The organism is Pseudomonas sp. DY-1, assembly GCF_003626975.1.
Lineage (GTDB): Bacteria > Pseudomonadota > Gammaproteobacteria > Pseudomonadales > Pseudomonadaceae > Metapseudomonas.
Window position 1 is genome coordinate 2,786,894 of sequence record NZ_CP032616.1, and the last position, 18,333, is coordinate 2,805,226.

The following is an 18,333-nucleotide window of genomic DNA, read 5'->3' on the forward strand; positions in this document are numbered from 1 at the left end:
ACGCGACGTGCCCCTGGCAATCCCAGATACCGAGGAAACATTGCCCATGATCACCATTCTGCTGCTCGTCATCCTGATCCTGCTGCTGATTGGCGGCCTGCCAGTCTTCCCCCACTCCCGTAACTGGGGCTACGGCCCATCCGGCATGGTCGGGGTGCTTCTGGTCATTGTGGTAGTGCTGCTACTGCTCGGGATGATCTAGCCAGCCATTCTGCGTCTGGCTCACCACTGGACCTGTAGGAGCGAGCTTGCTCGCGAATAGTCCGGGCACGATCTTTCGCGAGCAAGCTCGCTCCTGCACAAAGTGCCAATCGGAGCATTTCGGCTCCGGTGACTCATGACCAGGTTCTAGGTAGGTGGTTTCCGAAGTTCAAATGAAAAGGGCGGCCCGAAGGCCGCCCTTTTTGTGGCGCAAGAGTCGTGGATCAGTGGGCTACCGCACCGCTGGCACCCAGACCGGTCTGGGAACGTACGAACTGCGGGTAGAAGCGCGCACGTTCCTCGTCTGCGGCTGCCGACTTGTCGGTAATGGAGAAGAACCAGATACCGACGAAGGCAACGATGATGGAGAACAGCGCCGGGTACTCGTAGGGGTAGATCGCGGTCGCATGGCCGAGGATCTGAACCCAGATGGTTGGGCCGAGAACCATCAGCGCAACGGCGGTGATCAGGCCCAGCCAGCCGCCGATCATGGCGCCACGGGTGGTCAGTTTCTTCCAGTACATGGAGAGGATCAGCACCGGGAAGTTGCAGCTGGCGGCGATCGAGAAGGCCAGACCCACCATGAAGGCGATGTTCTGCTTCTCGAACAGGATGCCGAGGCCGATGGCCACGAAGCCCAACACCACGGTGGTGATCTTCGATACGCGCAGCTCGTCCTTCTCGCTCGCCTTGCCCTTCTTGAACACGGAAGCGTAGAGGTCGTGAGACACAGCCGAAGCGCCAGCCAGGGTCAGGCCGGCAACCACCGCGAGGATGGTGGCGAAGGCCACGGCGGAGATGAAGCCCAGGAACAGGCTGCCGCCTACGGCGTTGGCCAGGTGTACCGCCGCCATGTTGTTGCCGCCCAGCAGTGCGCCGGTGGCGTCCTTGAAGGCCGGGTTGGTGCTGACCAGCAGGATGGCGCCGAAGCCGATGATGAAGGTCAGGATGTAGAAGTAGCCGATGAAGCCGGTGGCATAGAACACCGATTTACGGGCTTCCTTGGCGTCGCTGACAGTGAAGAAGCGCATCAGGATGTGCGGCAGGCCGGCGGTACCGAACATCAGTGCCAGACCCAGGGAGATCGCAGAGATCGGATCTTTCACCAGGCCACCGGGGCTCATGATGGCCTCGCCTTTCGGGTGGACCTTGATGGCCTCGCTGAACAGGGTGGCGATGTCGAAGTTGACGTGCTTGAGCACCATGATCGCCATGAAGGAGGCGCCCGAGAGCAGCAGCACGGCCTTGATGATCTGTACCCAAGTGGTAGCCAGCATGCCTCCGAACAGGACGTAGAGCACCATCAGGATACCGACCAGGACCACGGCCACGTGGTAGTTGAGGCCGAACAGCAGTTCGATCAGCTTGCCGGCACCCACCATCTGGGCGATCAGGTAGAAGGCCACCACCACCAGCGAACCGCTGGCGGACAGGGTGCGGATTTCCTTCTGTTTCAGGCGGTAGGAAGCCACGTCGGCGAAGGTGTACTTGCCGAGGTTGCGCAGCCGCTCTGCGATCAGGAAGAGAATCACCGGCCAGCCCACCAGGAAGCCGATGGAGTAGATCAGGCCGTCGTAGCCGGAGGTGAACACCAGGGCGGAAATACCCAGGAAGGACGCCGCCGACATGTAGTCACCGGCGATTGCCAGGCCGTTCTGGAAACCGGTGATGCTGCCACCGGCGGTGTAGAAGTCGGAGGCCGACTTGCTGCGCTTGGAGGCCCAATAGGTGATGTAGAGGGTGGCGCCGACGAAGGCGACGAACATGACGATGGCCGAGGTGTTCAGCGGCTGCCGCTGGACATCACCCTCGATGGCACCGGCAGCCCAGAGGGCCGGCGCCACAACCATCAGGCCGAGGACGGCAAGGATGCGCGCGATCATTACTGGACCTCCTTGAGGATTTCCGCGTTCAGACGGTCGAACTCGCCGTTGGCACGGCGGACGTAAATACCGGTCAGCACGAAGGCGGACAGGATGAGACCGACACCGATCGGGATACCCCAGGTGACAGGAGAGTCAGTGCTGATGCGAGTGCCGAGCAACTGCGGCTCGAAGGCGATCAGAAGAATGAAGGCCAGATAGAGGCCGAGCATGATGGCAGAGAGTATCCAGGCGAAGCGTTCTCGCTTGGACACCAGTTCCTGAAAGCGCGGATTCTCTTGAATCCGCTTGTAGGTGCTGTCGTTCATTATTGTTGTCCTCCACAGCGCGGGTTGCTGGTGAGCCAACAATAGAACGGCCGTACATGCGCAACAGACGACCTTAGTCTTACTCGGGGCGATTCTCGACCAAGGTCGTACTCCATCCATACAGCAAAACTATCAACGCCATGCTGGATGAACATTTCCATGTATAACGCAATGGACCTAGCCTGAGCTCACCGAATAATCATTCTCATTATCGAGGTGCGCCATGCTCAAGACCGTGACTTTCACTATCATGCACTTCTGCATCGCCTTCAGCGTGGCGTACGCCCTGACCGGCAGCATGACGGTCGGCGGCCTGGTCGCGGCGGTGGAGCCGCTGTGCAACTCGGTAGGTTTCTACTTCCATGAGAAATTCTGGAAGCGCTTCGAAAAGGCCGACAAGCCGACCCAGGAAATACCGAAGCACGCCTGGTTGCACCACCACGCATGACGCCGCGATCTCTAACTCGCGAGATCGCGGACTCTTTCTAACCCTCATGAAATCCCCTGTGCGGATTTTCCGGCTGCCGCCGTAGGAGTGTGGGGGGCTAATCCGCTAAGATGCGCGGCTTTGCCCCCCACGCAAGCACCCTTAGCCATGAGTCAGAACGACCGCTTCCCTGCGCTCCCCTACCTGCTTTCCTTCGTGATTGCCACGCTCGCCCTTGCCGGCCTCTGGTACGGCCTTGGCAAGCCGGTGATCCTGCCGGATGCCGCCACCCCCAGCCACAAGCTGCAGTGCGCCTCCTACAGCCCGTTCGACAAGGACCAATCACCGTTCGACCAGCCCTTCGTGCTACGCCCCGAGCGCATGGATGCCGATCTGGCCTTGCTGGCGACCCGTTTCCACTGCGTGCGCACTTATTCCATGACCGGTCTGGAAGCCATCCCTGAGCTGGCGCGCAAGCACGGCCTCAAGCTGATGCTGGGCGCCTGGGTGAACGGCAACCCGGTGGATACGCAGAAAGAGATCGACGCACTGGTCAAGGCGGCCAATGCCAACCCGGACGTGGTGCAGTCGGTGATCGTGGGCAACGAGACGCTGTTGCGCAAGGAAGTCACCGGCGCGCAACTGGCCACGCTGATCGGACAGGTCAAGGCCCAGGTGAAGCAACCGGTGACCTACGCAGACGTTTGGGAATTCTGGCTGCGCCATCCGGAGGTAGCGCCGGCGGTGGACTTCCTCACCATCCACCTGCTGCCATACTGGGAAGACGATCCCGCTGGCATCGACCAGGCCCTGCGCCATGTCGGCGAAATCCGCCAGGTATTCGGCAACAAGTTCGCTCCCAAGGACGTCTTCATCGGCGAAACCGGCTGGCCCAGCGAAGGCCGACAGCGCGAAACCGCCGTGCCGAGCCGGGTCAACGAAGCCAAGTTCATCCGTGGATTCGTCGCCATGGCCGAGCAGAATGGCTGGGGCTACAACCTGATCGAGGCCTTCGACCAACCCTGGAAGCGCGCCAGCGAAGGTGCGGTGGGCGGTTATTGGGGTCTGTTCGACGCCGACCGCCAGGAGAAAGGCGTGCTCGCCGGCCCGGTCACCAATCTGCCTTACTGGCCCATGTGGCTGGGTGTTTCCGGCCTGATTTTCCTCGCGACCCTGGCGCTTGCCGGCCGACCCGCCTCCGCGCGCGCAGCACTGGTGCTGCCGCTGCTGGCGGCAACCGGTGCGGCGTGCATCGGCCTCTGGGGCGAAATGGCACGGGTCACCAGCCGCTTCGTCGGCGAATGGGCCTGGGCAGCCTTCCTGGTCGGTCTCAACCTGATGGTCCTGGCACACGGTGCCATGGCGCTGTCGGCTCGTGGCGGGGTACGCAGCCGCCTGTTCGACTGGCTGGAAGCCCGTGGCGGCTGGTGGTTGTTAGCCTCCGGCTTCGCCGGCGCGGTGCTGATGCTGGCGCTGGTATTCGACGCCCGCTACCGCAGCTTCCCCAGCGCCGCCCTGCTGCTACCGGCCCTGGTCTACCTGTTCCGCCCGGTAGCCGCCCCGCGCCGCGAAATCGCCCTGATGGCGGTGTTGGTCGGCGCCGGCATCGTGCCCCAGCTCTATGAAGAAACCCTGGGCAACGTCCAGGCCATCGGCTGGGCCGTCGTGAGTGCTCTGCTGCTGGGCGCCCTGTGGCGCAGCCTGCGGGTTCGCGGTTGATCCGGGACGTGGTCCGCCCCTATGGGAGCGAATTCATTCGCAATTGAAATCGCTCCCAGAGGCACGACATTCATCCTTCACCGGAAACAAAAAAGGACGCCCAAGGCGTCCTTTTTTACTGCGTGCTGGAAAACTCAGGCGTTTGCCGCCACCAGCTCAGGCTGGCGCCGCACCAGACGCAGGCCGGCGATGACGCAGGCGAACACGGCGAGGCTGGCGGTATAGAGCACCAATGCCGGCAGCGCGAACAGCAGGGCCAACAGGGCCAGGAGCCAACCGGCGCGACCCCGGACGAAGAAGGCGACGAGAGCGGCGCCCAGACCGATCCAGGCGATCACGCGGAAATGAATCAACAGACCCAGGCCTGCGCGAACCTGGCATTCCCAGCGCTGAGCCTCATCAACGCACAACCCGACCCATTGGCCGTCCTCCATCAGGACGAAACGAACGCCGTAGCTGGCGGCCAGCCAGAGCGGCAGCAGGATCAGCAGCAGGATGAGGGACGAACGGCTGGACATGGTGATCTCCGAATGGGTAAGCGGCGCCAAGGATACCCCCACGCCCACGCTATGCAAGGACCTTCCAACCATCAGTAACAACCTGGACTGACATACGGCCCGCACTCTCGGAACTTGCAGTTGTCATAGGCTCGGTATTCACTCATCACGTTCTCTTATAAGGAACATGGCCCGGCAGCCCTGAACGGGGCGGGACCAGGGGAGAGGCTGGAGCCTGCACATGACTGCGGGATCGGGCCTCCGCAGAAACTGTACAGGGACCCTTCCTATGCTCCGTCTTCGCCTCGCCGCCCTGCTGGGCAGCCTGACCTTCTGTGCCCACGTGCTGGCCACGGACCTGGATGCGGCAAGCTACGGCTTTCCGATCAGCAACCCATTCGAAGCGACCATCGCTACGACGCCGCCGGACTTGCGCAGCAAAGTGCCAGCGGACGAAGACATCGACCAGGCTGACTACGATCTGAAGCTGCGCCCAGAGCGTGAGACCGAATTACCCGACAATTTCTGGTCGGTGAAGAAACTGCGCTACCGCCTCGCCCAGCAGAAAGGCTCCGCCCCGCTGGTCTTCGTCATCGCCGGCACCGGCGGTAATTACACCAGCACCCACGCCGAGAGCCTCAAGAAGCTGTTCTATGGCGCCGGCTACCACGTTGTGCAGTTGTCCTCGCCCACCAGCTACGACTTCATGGCCGCTGCCTCGCGCCACGCCACGCCCGGACTTACAGCCGAGGATGCCGACGATCTCTACCGGGTGATGCAGGCCGTGCGCGCGCAGCATCCGGGCTTGGAGGTCACAGACTTCTACCTCACCGGGTACAGCCTTGGCGCCCTGCAGGCAGCTTTCGTCAGCCACCTGGATGAGACCCGTCGCAGCTTCAACTTCAAGCGCGTTCTGCTGCTGAATCCACCGGTGAATCTCTACACCTCGGTGACCAACCTCGACCGTCTGGTGCAAACCCGCGTGAAAGGCGTCGACGACAACACGACCTTCTATCAGGTGGTGCTCGGCAAACTGACCCGCTACTTCCAGCAGAAGGGCTACATCGATCTCAACGACGCGCTGATGTTCGACTTCCAGGAATCCAAGCAGCGGCTGTCCAATGAACAAATGGCAATGCTGATCGGCACCTCGTTCCGCTTCTCATCTTCGGATATCGCCTTCACCTCGGACCTGATCAACCATCGCGGCCTGATCACGCCGGTGAAATACCCGATCAGCGAGGGCACCAGCCTGACGCCTTTCTACAAGCGCGCCCTGCAGTGCGACTTCGATTGCTACATCACAGAGCAGCTGATCCCTTACTGGCGCGCCCGCTATGACGGCGGCAGCCTGACCCAACTGATCAACCAGGTCAGCCTCTATGCCCTGGAGGACTACCTGAAAGGCAACAGCAAGATCGCCGTCATGCACAACGCCGATGACTTGATCCTCGGCCCGGGCGACCTGGGTTTCCTGCGTCGCACCATGGGCGACCGCCTGACCGTCTATCCCCACGGCGGCCACTGCGGCAACCTCAACTACCGCGTCAACGGCGACGCCATGCTGGAGTTCTTCCGTGGCTAAGAAAGCACTCTTCATCGCCCTGCTGTTGACCAGCGGCCTGGCCTGGGCCCAGGAACCCGATCAGGACGGTTTCACCCAGCCACTCAAAGACCTGAAGTTCAACCCCGGCCTCGACCAGCGCGAGTTCGAGCGCTCGACCCTGGACGCATTGAACGTCTACGACCCCTACGAGCCCTGGAATCGGCGGATCTACCACTTCAACTACCGGTTCGACGAATGGGTGTTCCTGCCCGTTGTGCACGGCTACCGGTATGTCACGCCAGGGTTCGTGCGCAGCGGTGTGAGCAATTTCTTCAGCAACCTGGGCGATATTCCCAACTTGCTGAACAGCGTGTTGCAGCTCAAGGGCCAACGTTCCATGGAAATCACCGGGCGCCTGCTGCTGAACACCACCATCGGCGTAGTCGGTCTCTGGGACCCAGCCACGCGCATGGGGCTGCCCAAGCAGAACGAGGACTTCGGCCAGACCCTTGGCTACTACGGCGTGGGTGATGGCCCCTACCTGATGTTGCCGATCCTCGGTCCATCCAACCTGCGGGACACCGGTGGGCTGGTGGTGGATTACGTGGCCGACTACCAGATCAACTTCCTCAATGTGCCGGAAGTCAGCAGCGACCATCCAGAAATCACGGCGCTGCGGATGGTGGACAAGCGCTACACCACCAACTTCCGCTATGGCCAGCTCAATACCCCCTTCGAGTACGAGAAGCTGCGCTACGTCTACACCCAGTCGCGCAAGTTGCAGATTGCTGAGTAGGTCGCCGGCCTCGGCACCTGTGGGGGCGAATGAATTCGCCCCCACAGGAAATCAGAAACATCGACAAAAAAGATAGGAACAAAGAAAAAAGCCGCACCATTGATTCAATTATCAGGCGTAGCATCGCGCTCATTCCAACCTTGAGGAGGTTCAGATGAGCTATCGCCAGATTCTCGAACAACGCCCCGGCCAACCCGCATCCGACGGTGCCGGAGTCAACCTCACCCGTGTTTTCGCCGAGCAGGGCGTCCCGCGCTTCGACCCCTTCCTGATGCTCGACGAGTTCGGCTCGGCCAACCCGGACGACTATGTCGCCGGCTTCCCGCCGCACCCGCACCGGGGCTTCGAGACCATCACCTATATGATCGAAGGACGCATGCGCCATGAAGATCACCTGGGTAACAGCGGTCTGCTGCAGAACGGCGGCGTGCAATGGATGACCGCGGCGCGCGGGATCATCCACAGCGAAATGCCGGAGCAGGAGGAAGGCGTAATGCGCGGTTTCCAGATCTGGCTGAACCTGCCGGGCAAGGACAAGATGGGCGATCCTGGCTACCGCGACTTCGATCCGGCTGAGATTCCACGGATACGCACTGAACAAGGCGTCGAGGCGCTGGTAATTGCCGGACGCTTCGACGATGGCCAGACCAGCCAGGACGGAGCCGTACAGCGCCCGCACAGTGAACCGCACATCTTCGACCTGGACCTGCCCGCCGGTAGCCGGGTGGCGCCACACCTCGCCGATGGCCTGCGGGTGATGCTCTACGTCTATGAGGGCGACGTAACGGTCAATGGACAGGCCATCGGCAAGGGTCGACTGGTACGCCTCGCCGAAAAAGGCGCACTGGAACTGGCCAGCGACATTGGTGCCAGGATCCTGCTGCTGGCGGGCCGTCCGCTGGGCGAACCCATTGTCCAGTACGGCCCCTTCGTAATGAACACCCGTGAAGAAATCGAGCAGGCACTGCGGGACTACCGCGACGGACGCTTCGGCGAGTAACCTGCGTCGGATCAGAGCGCCGGGAGCACCTGCGGGTGTACCGGCGCCGTCTCCAATCCGAGGAAGCTCTGCAGTTCGGCGCGTTTGGCCATGGCGTCCTGGTATCCCAGTTCGATCAACTCATTGCAATAGCCGGGCTCGAACAGCAGATAACTGAGCACCCCTGCCCCGCTCGCCCTGGTCGCTCCCGGTCCGCGCAGGAAGGTGCGGATGGCGCGCGGCATTTCGCGTCGATGGCGGGCAGCGATTTCATCCAGTGGCCGGCTCGGGGAAATCACCAGCACGTCCACCTGTTCCGAACTGAGGTTTCGCGGCCGCAACTCCGCCGGAATGGCCCGGCTCATGCGGTTGATCCTCTCCAGCAGTTCGATATCGCTTTCGAGGTTGTCGATGAAGGTGCTGTTCAGCAGGTGTCCGCTGATCTGCGCCAGGGATGGCGGACGGCCACTCTGGGGCTGCGGGATTTCCTGATTGGGGTTCATGCCCAACGGGTTGCCACTAACCCCGACCACCAGGACCCGGTTGGCCCCCAGATGCAAGGCCGGGCTGATTGGCGCCGTCTGGCGTACTGCGCCGTCGCCGAAGTATTCACGCCCCAGGCGAACCGCGGGGAAAAGCACCGGAATTGCCGCACTGGCCATAAGGTGCTCGACGCCTAGCCGTGTCGGCACGCCGACACGGCGATGGCGGAACCAGGGGTCGATGGTGGCGCGGCCCTGGTAGAAGGTCACCGCCTGCCCGGACTCATAACCGAAGGCGGTCACCGCCACGGCACGGAGTTGACGGGTGCGCACGGCGGCGGAAATGCCGGAGAAATCCAACTCGCGTTCCAGCAATTCGCGCAATGGAGCGTTGTCCAGCAGGGCCGCGGGGATGTCGCGGCCAAGACCAAGCAGGTTATGGCCGAAGAAGCGCGAGCTCTGGTGCAGAACGCCGGGCCAGTCACTGCGATAGATCTGCCCGCAACGGAAGCCCTGCCAGACTGCGTTCAGGCGACGAATGGCCTGGCTGAAGTGCAGTGCGCCACAGGCCAGGCCGACGGCATTCACCGCGCCGGCCGAGGTGCCGACGATCACGGGGAAAGGGTTGCGCGCGGCATCCGGCAACAGGTCGGCGATGGCGCCCAGCACCCCAACCTGATAGGCCGCCCGCGAACCACCACCGGAAAGAATCAGCCCTGTTACAGGCTTCGTGGTGGCGGCGCTGGCATCCATGGACTGCTCTCCGGGCGGGATTTTCCGAGTATAGGTTCAGCTTTCAGTAAAGCTTCGGCGCGCCTTCCGGCCGGGTCTTGAAGCGGCGATGGGCCCAGAGGTACTGCTCAGGGCATTCGCGTACGGCATCTTCGACCCACTGATTGACGCGCAGGCAGTCGGCCTCTTCGGTTTCACCAGGGAAGTCGGACAGCGGCGGATGAATCACCAGCCTGTAGCCGGTGCCATCGTCCAGGCGGCGCTGAGTGAAGGGCAGCACGATGGCCCGGCCCAGACGGGCGAACTTGGTGGTGGCAGTAACGGTAGCGGCCTCAATGCCGAACAGAGGCACGAACAGGCTCTGCTTGCGGCCATAGTCCTGGTCCGGCGCGTACCAGATTGCGCGACCAGCGCGCAGAACCTTGAGCATGGCACGCACATCCTCGCGTTCGATGGCGGTGGCATCCAGGTTGTGGCGCTCACGGCCGCGACGCTGGATGAAATCGAACAGCGCGTTCTTGTGCTCACGGTACATGCCGTCGATGGTGTGCACTTGTCCAAGCAACGCGGCACCGATTTCCAGGGTAGTGAAGTGCAGGGCCATGAGGATCACCCCCTGCCCTTCGGCCTGTGCCTTCTGCAGGTGCTCCAGCCCTTCTATATGAGAAAGCTGCGCCAGACGGGGCTTGGGCCACCACCAGCTCATGGCCATCTCGAAGAAAGCAATACCGGTGGAAGCAAAGTTCTCCCGCAGCAGACGCTCCCGCTCAGAGCTGGACAGCTCCGGGAAGCACAACTCAAGGTTGCGCCGGGCGATCTTTCTTCGCGAACCGGCCACACGCAGCATCAACGCCCCAAGTGCGCGCCCCATCCCCAGTTGCACCCGATAGGGCAACAAAGTGATCAGCCACAGCACGCCAAGTCCCAGCCACAGCGGCCAAAAGCGCGGCTGGAGGAACTGTGGGCGAAATTGAGGTCTATCCATCTCTGAATCCGCTTGAGCGAGAAAACCGCGCATTCTACTCCAAATGCGCCGCCCCCTTCCGGCTTGCTAGCGCCGGACGATCTCGCTATAAGTCCTCGCCATTCACGACTGCAGGCAGACCATGAGCCAAGCTGACCTTCTCGACCAAGACCCCGTGTTCCAGCTCAAGGGCAGCATGCTCGCCATCACCGTGATGGAGCTGGCACACAATGACCTCGAACGACTCGATCGGCAATTGGACGAGAAAGTCGCCCAGGCGCCCAACTTCTTCCAGAACACACCGCTGGTCATGGCGCTGGACAAGCTGCCAGACGGCGAGCAGCCGCTGGACCTGCCCGCGCTGCTGGAAATCTGCCGCCGCCATGGCCTGCGCACCCTGGCAATCCGCGCCAGCCGCGAAGAGCATATCGCCGCCGCCGATGCCCTGGACATCCCGGTCCTGCCGCCGTCCGGCGCCCGCGAGCGCCCCATCGACCCGGTAGAACCCGAGGCCAAGAAGAAAGTCGAGAAACCTGTCGAGCCGCCCAAACCCGAGGTGCAACCGACAAAGGTCATCACTACTCCGGTGCGCGGTGGCCAGCAGGTGTATGCTCCGGGCGGCGATCTCGTAGTGTTGGCTGCGGTCAGCCCCGGCGCGGAACTTCTCGCCGATGGCAACATCCATGTTTACGGTCCCATGCGCGGTCGTGCACTTGCAGGGATCAAGGGCGATACCAAAGCTCGCATTTTCTGCCGTCAACTGGCCGCCGAGCTGGTCTCGGTGGCGGGTCAGTACAAGGTTGCCGACGACCTGCGGCGCGACCCGCTCTGGGGTCAGCAGGTACAAGTCAGCCTGTCGGGTGACGTGTTGAACATCACCCGCCTTTAACGGATACTGCCGCGAATTTTCAGGGACCTGAAAGGGAAGAGGAATGGCTCGATCGGGCCGATAACTTCCCGATTTTCTTATCATTTGGGGTGAATCACCTTGGCCAAGATCCTCGTTGTCACGTCCGGCAAGGGTGGTGTGGGTAAAACCACCACCAGCGCCGCAATCGGTACCGGTCTCGCACTGCGCGGTCACAAGACCGTCATCGTCGACTTCGACGTCGGCCTGCGTAACCTGGACCTGATCATGGGTTGCGAACGCCGCGTGGTGTACGACTTCGTCAACGTCATCAATGGCGAAGCGTCCCTCACCCAGGCCCTGATCAAGGACAAACGCCTGGAAAACCTCTACGTCCTGGCTGCCAGCCAGACTCGCGACAAGGATGCGCTGACCCTCGAAGGCGTCGGCAAGGTCATCGAGGAACTGTCGCAGAACTTCGAATACGTGGTCTGCGATTCGCCGGCCGGTATCGAGAAAGGCGCCCACCTGGCCATGTACTACGCCGACGAGGCGATCGTCGTGACCAACCCGGAAGTCTCCTCCGTGCGTGACTCGGATCGCATGCTTGGCCTGCTGGCCAGCAAGTCCCGCCGCGCAGAGAAGGGCGAAGACCCGATCAAGGAACGCCTGCTCCTGACCCGTTACAACCCCGAGCGCGTCACCAAGGGCGAAATGCTCGGCGTCGAAGACGTCGAGGAAATCCTCGCCATCAACCTGCTCGGTGTCATCCCGGAATCCCAGGCGGTACTCAAGGCCTCCAACCAGGGTATTCCGGTCATCCTCGACGACCAGAGCGACGCCGGCCAGGCGTACAGCGATGCCGTCGACCGCCTGCTCGGCAAGGAGCTGCCCCATCGCTTCCTCGACGTGCAGAAGAAGGGACTCTTACAACGCCTGTTCGGAGGCCGTGAATGAACATTTTCGACTTCTTTCGCGAGCGGAAGAAGCAGAACAGCGCTTCGATCGCTAAGGAACGACTCCAGATCATCGTTGCCCACGAACGTGGCCAGCGTAGCCAACCCGACTATCTGCCTGCCCTGCAGAAAGATCTGGTGGACGTGATTCGCAAGTACGTCAACATCGACCAGGAACAAGTTCAGGTCATGCTGGAGAACCAGGGCAGCTGCTCCATCCTGGAACTGAACATCACCCTGCCCGATCGTTGATCGACGCAGTTGTGCAATAACGGCGGCCTCGGCCGCCGTTTGCTTTTTCGGACGCCCCAATCCATGCCGCTTTCCCAGATCGAGTTCATCCACAAGGACGATGCCCTGCTGGTGGTCAACAAGCCGACCCTGCTGCTGTCCGTGCCCGGCCGGGCCGACGACAACAAGGACTGCCTGATCACCCGCCTGCAGGAGAATGGCTACCCGGAGGCGCGCATCGTCCACCGGCTGGACTGGGAAACGTCGGGCCTGATCGTGCTGGCCCGCGACGCCGACAGCCATCGCGAACTGTCCCGGCAGTTCCACGACCGCGAGACCGAGAAGGCCTACACAGCCTTATGCTGGGGCGAACCGGAGCTGGACAGTGGCCGCATCGAACTCCCCCTGCGCTACGACCCACCAACCAAGCCCCGCCACGTGGTGGACTTCGAGCAGGGCCGCCATGCCCTGACCTTCTGGCAGGTGGTCGAGCGCTGCGGCCATTACAGCCGCGTCGAACTCACTCCCATCACCGGCCGCTCGCACCAACTCCGCGTGCACATGCTCTCCATCGGCCACCCACTTCTGGGCGACCGCCTCTATGCCAACCCCGAGGCCCTGGCCGCCCATGACCGCCTGTGCCTGCATGCCAGCATGCTGTGCCTTACCCATCCGCAGACGGGTGAGCGCCTGAGATTCGAGTGTCCGGCGCCGTTCTGACCTAGGCTCAAGAAAAAGGCTGCAGTTCGGGAAAACCATGAGCTTCACCGAGTTCTACAACGCCACAGAAGGCCAACCTGCCCGCGTCACCCTGCGCACCGCCCTGGAACTCTGGGACGGGCCGCCCGGCCACGCACTGGACCTGGGCTGCGGTGCCGGACGCGATACCCTGGAACTGCTCAGGCGTGGCTGGCAGGTGCTGGCCGTGGATGCCGAGCCCGAAGCACTGGCCCGCCTCGAAGCCCAGGTGGACGACGAACGGCGCCAGCGACTGCAGAGCCGCTGTTGCCGTTTCGAAACCATGCCGCTGCCGGCGGCGCACCTGGTCAATTCGAGTTTCGCTCTGCCCCTCTGCCCGCCCGAGGCCTTTCCTTCCCTCTGGCAAGCGATCTGCGGCGCCCTGCCGACTGGCGGCCTGTTCGCTGGCCACTTGTTCGGCGAGCGGGACGACTGGGCCAACAACGGCATCACCATCCTGCGCCGCCGGCAACTGGAAGAACTGCTTTCGGGCTGGGATGTGCTGATGCTCGAAGAGAAAGAAGAAGACGGCATCACTGCCAAAGGCCGCAACAAGCACTGGCACCTGTTCTCGGTAGTCGCCCGGCGCCTTTGATCGGACATTCCATCCAGTGGGAGCGATCCCAATCGCGAATGAATTCGCTCCCACAACTGACGCAACTTCCCTCACTATCGGCCTGTTAGGAAAAATCACCGCTGCTCGCCCTCCTAATCCCCGGGGACGATGGGATAAACTCGCGCCACTGCTGTCTGGAGTCCCCCAATGCGCGAAGAGTTGAACCAGGGCCTGATCGATTTCCTCAAGGCCTCGCCCACCCCCTTCCACGCCACCCGCAGCCTGGCCAAGCGGCTCGAAGCCGCCGGCTATGTGCGCCTCGACGAACGCGAGGCCTGGCGTATCGAAAGCGGCGGCCGTTACTACGTCACCCGCAATGACTCCTCCATCGTCGCCATCAAGCTGGGCAAACGCCCGGTACTGGAAGGCGGTCTGCGCCTGGTCGGCGCCCACACCGACAGCCCCTGCCTGCGGGTCAAGCCGAACCCGGAGTTGCACAAGCAGGGGTTCTGGCAACTGGGCGTGGAAGTCTATGGTGGCGCCCTGCTGGCCCCGTGGTTCGACCGCGACCTGTCGCTCGCCGGCCGCGTCACCTATCGCGCCGCCGGCATGGTGGAAAGTCAACTGGTGGACTTCCAGGCGCCCATCGCCGTGATTCCCAACCTGGCCATCCACCTCAACCGTGAGGCCAATCAAGGCTGGGCCATCAACGCCCAGACCGAGCTGCCGCCGATCCTCGCCCAGCTCGCTGCCGGCCAGGCCCGCGAGTTCCGCGACCTGCTGGCCGAGCAGTTGACCCTGGAACACGGCGTGGTCGCAGATGCAGTACTGGACTACGAACTGTCCTTCTACGACACCCAGAGCGCTGCGGTCATCGGCCTGGACGGGGACTTCATCGCCGGTGCGCGCCTGGACAACCTGCTGTCCTGCTATGCCGGCCTGCAAGCCCTGCTGGCCGCCGAGGCCGACGAGAGCTGCGTACTGGTCTGCACCGACCACGAGGAAGTGGGTTCCTGCTCCGCCTGCGGCGCCGACGGCCCGATGCTGGAACAGATCCTGCGCCGCGTGCTGCCCGAAGGCGACGCCTTCGCGCGCGTCATCCAGCGCTCGCTGCTGGTCTCCGCCGACAACGCCCATGGCGTTCATCCGAACTACGCGGACAAGCACGACGGTAACCACGGTCCGAAGCTCAACGCCGGCCCGGTGATCAAGGTCAACAGCAACCAGCGCTACGCCACCAACAGTGAAACCGCCGGCTTCTTCCGCCACCTGTGCCTGGAGAACGAAGTGCCGGTACAGAGCTTCGTGACCCGCAGCGACATGGGCTGCGGCTCTACCATTGGTCCGATCACCGCCAGCCAGCTCGGCGTCCGCACCGTGGACATCGGCCTGCCCACCTTCGCCATGCACTCCATCCGCGAACTGGCCGGCAGTCACGACCTGGCTCATCTGGTGAAGGTGCTGGCCGCTTTCTATTCCAGCCACGACCTGCCCTGAGCAGGAGGGATACCCGTATGCTCAGCCATATTCGCAACACCCTGGAAGAAGCCAGGCGCGCCCTGGACAACTTCATCGCCAACGAGCAGACGCTGAAGAACATCGAGCGTGCGGCGGAGTTCCTGGTCGAATCATTCGAGAAAAAGGGCAAGGCGTTTTCCTGCGGCAACGGTGGCTCCATGTGCGACGCCATGCACTTCGCCGAGGAGCTGACGGGCCGCTACCGCAAGAATCGACCTGGCGTCGCTGCCATCTCCATCAGCGATGCCAGCCACATCAGTTGCGTGGCCAATGACTTCGGCTACGACCACATCTTCTCCCGCTATATCGAATCCCACGGTCGCGAAGGCGATGTATTGCTCGCGTTCAGCACCAGTGGCCGGAGCCCCAACGTGATCAAGGCCGCCGAAGCCGCCCGCGCCCTCGGTGTGAAAGTGATCGCCCTCACGGGTAAGCCCGGTTCTGCCCTGGAGACCCTGGCCGATGTGTGCATCTGTGCGCCCGGCGGCGACTTCGCCGACCGCGTGCAGGAACTGCACATCAAGGTCGTGCATATCCTCATAGAGCTGGTCGAGCGCAAGCTTTCCCCCGAGAACTATGCCTGAGGGGTGATCACCTCACCCCGTAAGGTTGGTTCTTAGCGCAGCGAGGCCCAACGATTTCCGGCATCAGCCACGAATCGTTGGGTTTCGTTCCTCTAACCAACCTACAAGTGCCGCCGTCTTCTGTGGGGGCGAACTCATTCGCCAAGGGCGGCGCAGCCGCCCCGTAGGTTGGCTCCGAGCGCAGCGAGGCCCAACGATTTCCGGCATCAGCCGCGAAATGTTGGGCTTCGTTCCCCTAGCCAACCTACAGTGCCCTCACTCCGGCACTTCGACGCTCACGTGAATCGCATCGTGCCGCCAGAACTCCAGGTCGCAGTCGATCAGCCGGCCATGCTGGTCACGGTTGATGCGGGTGATCCTCAGCGCCGGACTGCCGGCTGACACTTTCAGCGGCGCCGCAGCCTCCGGGTGCAGAGCGGTTGGCACCATGTCGAAGCGCACCCGGCCATAGCGGATGCCGTACTGATCGTCATACAGCTCGGTCAGTGAGCGGGTCAGGTCGAAATCGATGATGCCGGGGAAGTAGGCTGGATTGAGGTAGTGCTCCACATAGAGCACCAGGCGTCCGTCGACACGACGCGCGCGGCGTATTTGATAGACGCTGGACAGTGCCGGCAACTCCAGCAATTCGCAAATCTCCACACTGGCCGGAATCAACCGTGCCCCAAGCACTTCGGTCGCCGGAACCCGGCCCTGCCCGGCCACCATGGCGTGAAAGTGGCTGCGCACCAGTGGGTTGTAGAGCAGGCGGGGCGGCGAGACGAACCAGCCACGTCGTTCCTCGCGGTAGATCAGCCCCTGGGCCTCCAGTTGCCCCAACGCCTCCCGCAAGGTGATGCGGGTCGTATCAAACAGTTCGCTCAACTTGCGCTCGGCCGGCAGCTTGCTGCCCTGGGGTAGCAAGCCGTGTTCGATCTGTTCCTGCAGCGCACTACAGATGGCGGTCAGGGTGCGGGGCGCCTCATCGCGCATCGAAAAACTCCAATCTGGAATAGACCAGCACCACTTGGGTGCGTCATGGCCGGGCTTGCCGGCCATCCTAGGCAGCCTAGATGACTGCGGGATGACAGTCAGGCGCGCCTGCATGCGCCATGCCATCGCCAATCGCGACAACCCTGTGAATCAGCCACTGGGCCATGGTCTACGCTTTTCAGGCGTCTGCCGCCGCCAGACCGGGCGGCGACCCTGAAATCAAACCGTCATCCAAGGCTTTTAGATTTGGCCTGGGTCTTGCTGATCTAGACCAACCTCCAAACCTGCTAAGGAGCTTCACATGAAACGCCTGTTGCTGGCTTCACTGATGGGAACGGCCATCGCCCTGGGGACCCAGGCGATGGCAAGCGACGCAGATCTGAAGAGTCTCGAACAAGCTGCGCGCAAGGAAGGCGCGGTGAACAGCGTGGGCATGCCCGACAGCTGGGCCAACTGGAAGGACACCTGGATCGACCTGAACAAGCAGTACGGACTCAAGCACGTCGACACCGACATGAGTTCGGCCCAGGAAATCGCCAAGTTCGCTGCCGAGAAGGACAACGCCACCGCCGATATCGGCGACGTGGGCGCTGCCTTCGGCCCCATCGCCGTCCAGCAGGGCGTGACCCAGCCCTACAAGCCCAGCACCTGGGCGCAGATCCCCGACTGGGCCAAGGATGCCGACGGCCACTGGATGCTGGCCTATACCGGCTCCATCGCCTTCATCGTCAACAAGCAACTGGTGAAGGAAGCGCCCAAGTCCTGGGCCGACCTGAAGCAAGGCAAGTACAAGGTCGCTATCGGTGACGTCAGCGCCGCCGCCCAGGCTGTCAATGGCGTGCTCGCCGCTGCCATCGCCAACGGAGGTAACGAGAAGAACATCCAGCCGGGTCTGGACTTCTTCGCCGAGATCGCCAAACAGGGTCGCCTGTCGCTGTCCAACCCGACCATCCAGACCCTGGAGAAGGGCGAGGTGGAAGTGGGCATCGTCTGGGACTTCAATGGCCTGTCCTACCGCGACCAGATCGACCCCAGCCGCTTCGAAGTGCTGATCCCTTCGGATGGCTCGGTGATTTCCGGCTACACCACCATCATCAACAAGTACGCGAAGAACCCCAACGCCGCGAAGTTGGCCCGCGAGTACATCCTCAGCGACGCCGGCCAGATCAACCTGGCCAAGGGGAACGCCCGTCCGATCCGTGCCGAACACTTGACCCTGCCGGCTGAGGTCAAGGCCAAGCTCCTGCCCAACGAGCAGTACGCCAAGGTCCAGCCAATCAAGGATGCCAAGGCCTGGGAAGAAACCTCGAAAGCCCTGCCGCAGCTGTGGCAGGAGCACGTGATCATCGAGATGGAGTGAGTCATGGCCGGGCGCCCCTGCGGCGCCCGCCTGTCTC

General features: G+C 62.6%; 20 protein-coding genes. 14 read left to right on the forward strand and 6 right to left on the reverse strand.

What is annotated here, in order from left to right:
• Window positions 1–46: 46 nt before the first annotated feature.
• On the forward strand, window positions 47–202 hold the full coding sequence (locus D6Z43_RS13125; protein WP_107504050.1) for a DUF3309 family protein: 156 nt from the start codon (window positions 47–49) through the stop codon (window positions 200–202).
• A gap of 223 nt (window positions 203–425) precedes the next feature.
• On the opposite strand, the gene D6Z43_RS13130 is transcribed toward D6Z43_RS13125, so the two are convergent.
• Entirely contained in the window at window positions 426–2,084 is a 1,659-nt protein-coding gene (locus D6Z43_RS13130; protein WP_120652628.1) for a cation acetate symporter, read from the reverse strand.
• A complete protein-coding gene (locus D6Z43_RS13135) occupies window positions 2,084–2,392 on the reverse strand; it encodes a DUF485 domain-containing protein (RefSeq protein WP_120652629.1) in 309 nt (102 codons plus the stop codon). Before D6Z43_RS13135 ends, D6Z43_RS13130 begins: the two co-directional genes overlap by 1 nt.
• A gap of 223 nt (window positions 2,393–2,615) precedes the next feature.
• On the opposite strand from D6Z43_RS13135, the gene D6Z43_RS13140 reads away from it, so the two are divergent.
• A complete protein-coding gene (locus D6Z43_RS13140; protein WP_120652630.1) occupies window positions 2,616–2,840 on the forward strand; it encodes a DUF2061 domain-containing protein in 225 nt (74 codons plus the stop codon).
• A 147-nt stretch (window positions 2,841–2,987) separates the two neighbouring features.
• Window positions 2,988–4,538 carry a beta (1-6) glucans synthase gene (locus D6Z43_RS13145; RefSeq protein ID WP_120652631.1) on the forward strand — a complete coding sequence of 517 codons (1,551 nt, stop codon included), beginning with the start codon at window positions 2,988–2,990 and terminating at the stop codon, window positions 4,536–4,538.
• Window positions 4,539–4,672: 134 nt separating this feature from the next.
• Here the strand turns inward: D6Z43_RS13145 and D6Z43_RS13150 are convergent, their stop codons facing one another.
• The gene (locus D6Z43_RS13150) at window positions 4,673–5,056 is read right to left on the reverse strand and encodes a hypothetical protein (protein ID WP_120652632.1); all 384 of its coding nucleotides are present in this window, start codon (window positions 5,054–5,056) and stop codon (window positions 4,673–4,675) included.
• A gap of 268 nt (window positions 5,057–5,324) precedes the next feature.
• On the opposite strand from D6Z43_RS13150, the gene D6Z43_RS13155 reads away from it, so the two are divergent.
• The 3 genes from D6Z43_RS13155 to D6Z43_RS13165 all read left to right on the forward strand — a co-directional run bounded on the left by D6Z43_RS13155 (window position 5,325) and on the right by D6Z43_RS13165 (window position 8,377).
• Window positions 5,325–6,620, forward strand: coding sequence for a serine/threonine protein kinase (locus D6Z43_RS13155; RefSeq protein WP_120652633.1), 1,296 nt, complete (start codon window positions 5,325–5,327; stop codon window positions 6,618–6,620).
• A 13-nt stretch (window positions 6,621–6,633) separates the two neighbouring features.
• The gene (locus tag D6Z43_RS13160) at window positions 6,634–7,377 is read left to right on the forward strand and encodes a VacJ family lipoprotein (protein ID WP_371924420.1); all 744 of its coding nucleotides are present in this window, start codon (window positions 6,634–6,636) and stop codon (window positions 7,375–7,377) included.
• Between the two features lie 154 nt (window positions 7,378–7,531).
• Window positions 7,532–8,377 carry a pirin family protein gene (locus D6Z43_RS13165; RefSeq protein WP_120652635.1) on the forward strand — a complete coding sequence of 282 codons (846 nt, stop codon included), beginning with the start codon at window positions 7,532–7,534 and terminating at the stop codon, window positions 8,375–8,377.
• 11 nt (window positions 8,378–8,388) lie between these two features.
• On the opposite strand, the gene D6Z43_RS13170 is transcribed toward D6Z43_RS13165, so the two are convergent.
• Together D6Z43_RS13170 and D6Z43_RS13175 are read right to left on the reverse strand one after the other, a co-directional pair.
• Window positions 8,389–9,591: a patatin-like phospholipase family protein gene (locus tag D6Z43_RS13170; RefSeq protein WP_120652636.1), complete on the reverse strand. Its 1,203-nt coding sequence runs from the start codon at window positions 9,589–9,591 to the stop codon at window positions 8,389–8,391.
• A gap of 43 nt (window positions 9,592–9,634) precedes the next feature.
• Complete coding sequence (locus tag D6Z43_RS13175) at window positions 9,635–10,555, reverse strand: lipid A biosynthesis lauroyl acyltransferase (RefSeq protein ID WP_120652637.1); 921 nt, start codon at window positions 10,553–10,555, stop codon at window positions 9,635–9,637.
• A gap of 121 nt (window positions 10,556–10,676) precedes the next feature.
• Between D6Z43_RS13175 and minC the strand changes: the two genes are divergently transcribed.
• The 7 genes from minC to lpcA all read left to right on the forward strand — a co-directional run bounded on the left by minC (window position 10,677) and on the right by lpcA (window position 15,964).
• Window positions 10,677–11,423: a septum site-determining protein MinC gene (minC, locus tag D6Z43_RS13180; protein WP_120652638.1), complete on the forward strand. Its 747-nt coding sequence runs from the start codon at window positions 10,677–10,679 to the stop codon at window positions 11,421–11,423.
• A 99-nt stretch (window positions 11,424–11,522) separates the two neighbouring features.
• A complete protein-coding gene (minD, locus tag D6Z43_RS13185; RefSeq protein WP_120652639.1) occupies window positions 11,523–12,338 on the forward strand; it encodes a septum site-determining protein MinD in 816 nt (271 codons plus the stop codon).
• Window positions 12,335–12,589 carry a cell division topological specificity factor MinE gene (gene minE, locus D6Z43_RS13190; protein ID WP_120652640.1) on the forward strand — a complete coding sequence of 85 codons (255 nt, stop codon included), beginning with the start codon at window positions 12,335–12,337 and terminating at the stop codon, window positions 12,587–12,589. The genes minD and minE overlap by 4 nt, the downstream gene beginning before the upstream one ends.
• Before the next feature lie 63 nt (window positions 12,590–12,652).
• Complete coding sequence (locus D6Z43_RS13195) at window positions 12,653–13,288, forward strand: RluA family pseudouridine synthase (protein WP_120652641.1); 636 nt, start codon at window positions 12,653–12,655, stop codon at window positions 13,286–13,288.
• 37 nt (window positions 13,289–13,325) lie between these two features.
• On the forward strand, window positions 13,326–13,901 hold the full coding sequence (locus D6Z43_RS13200) for a trans-aconitate 2-methyltransferase (RefSeq protein ID WP_120652642.1): 576 nt from the start codon (window positions 13,326–13,328) through the stop codon (window positions 13,899–13,901).
• A 168-nt stretch (window positions 13,902–14,069) separates the two neighbouring features.
• Window positions 14,070–15,359 carry a M18 family aminopeptidase gene (locus D6Z43_RS13205; protein WP_120652643.1) on the forward strand — a complete coding sequence of 430 codons (1,290 nt, stop codon included), beginning with the start codon at window positions 14,070–14,072 and terminating at the stop codon, window positions 15,357–15,359.
• A 17-nt stretch (window positions 15,360–15,376) separates the two neighbouring features.
• The gene (lpcA, locus tag D6Z43_RS13210) at window positions 15,377–15,964 is read left to right on the forward strand and encodes a D-sedoheptulose 7-phosphate isomerase (protein ID WP_120652644.1); all 588 of its coding nucleotides are present in this window, start codon (window positions 15,377–15,379) and stop codon (window positions 15,962–15,964) included.
• A gap of 255 nt (window positions 15,965–16,219) precedes the next feature.
• Here the strand turns inward: lpcA and D6Z43_RS13215 are convergent, their stop codons facing one another.
• The gene (locus D6Z43_RS13215; RefSeq protein WP_120652645.1) at window positions 16,220–16,936 is read right to left on the reverse strand and encodes a UTRA domain-containing protein; all 717 of its coding nucleotides are present in this window, start codon (window positions 16,934–16,936) and stop codon (window positions 16,220–16,222) included.
• A gap of 301 nt (window positions 16,937–17,237) precedes the next feature.
• Here D6Z43_RS13215 and D6Z43_RS13220 point away from each other — a divergent pair, with 301 nt between their 5' ends.
• Window positions 17,238–18,296 (forward strand): ABC transporter substrate-binding protein, encoded by a 1,059-nt coding sequence (locus D6Z43_RS13220; protein WP_120652646.1) that lies wholly within the window; start codon window positions 17,238–17,240, stop codon window positions 18,294–18,296.
• Window positions 18,297–18,333 lie beyond the last annotated feature (37 nt).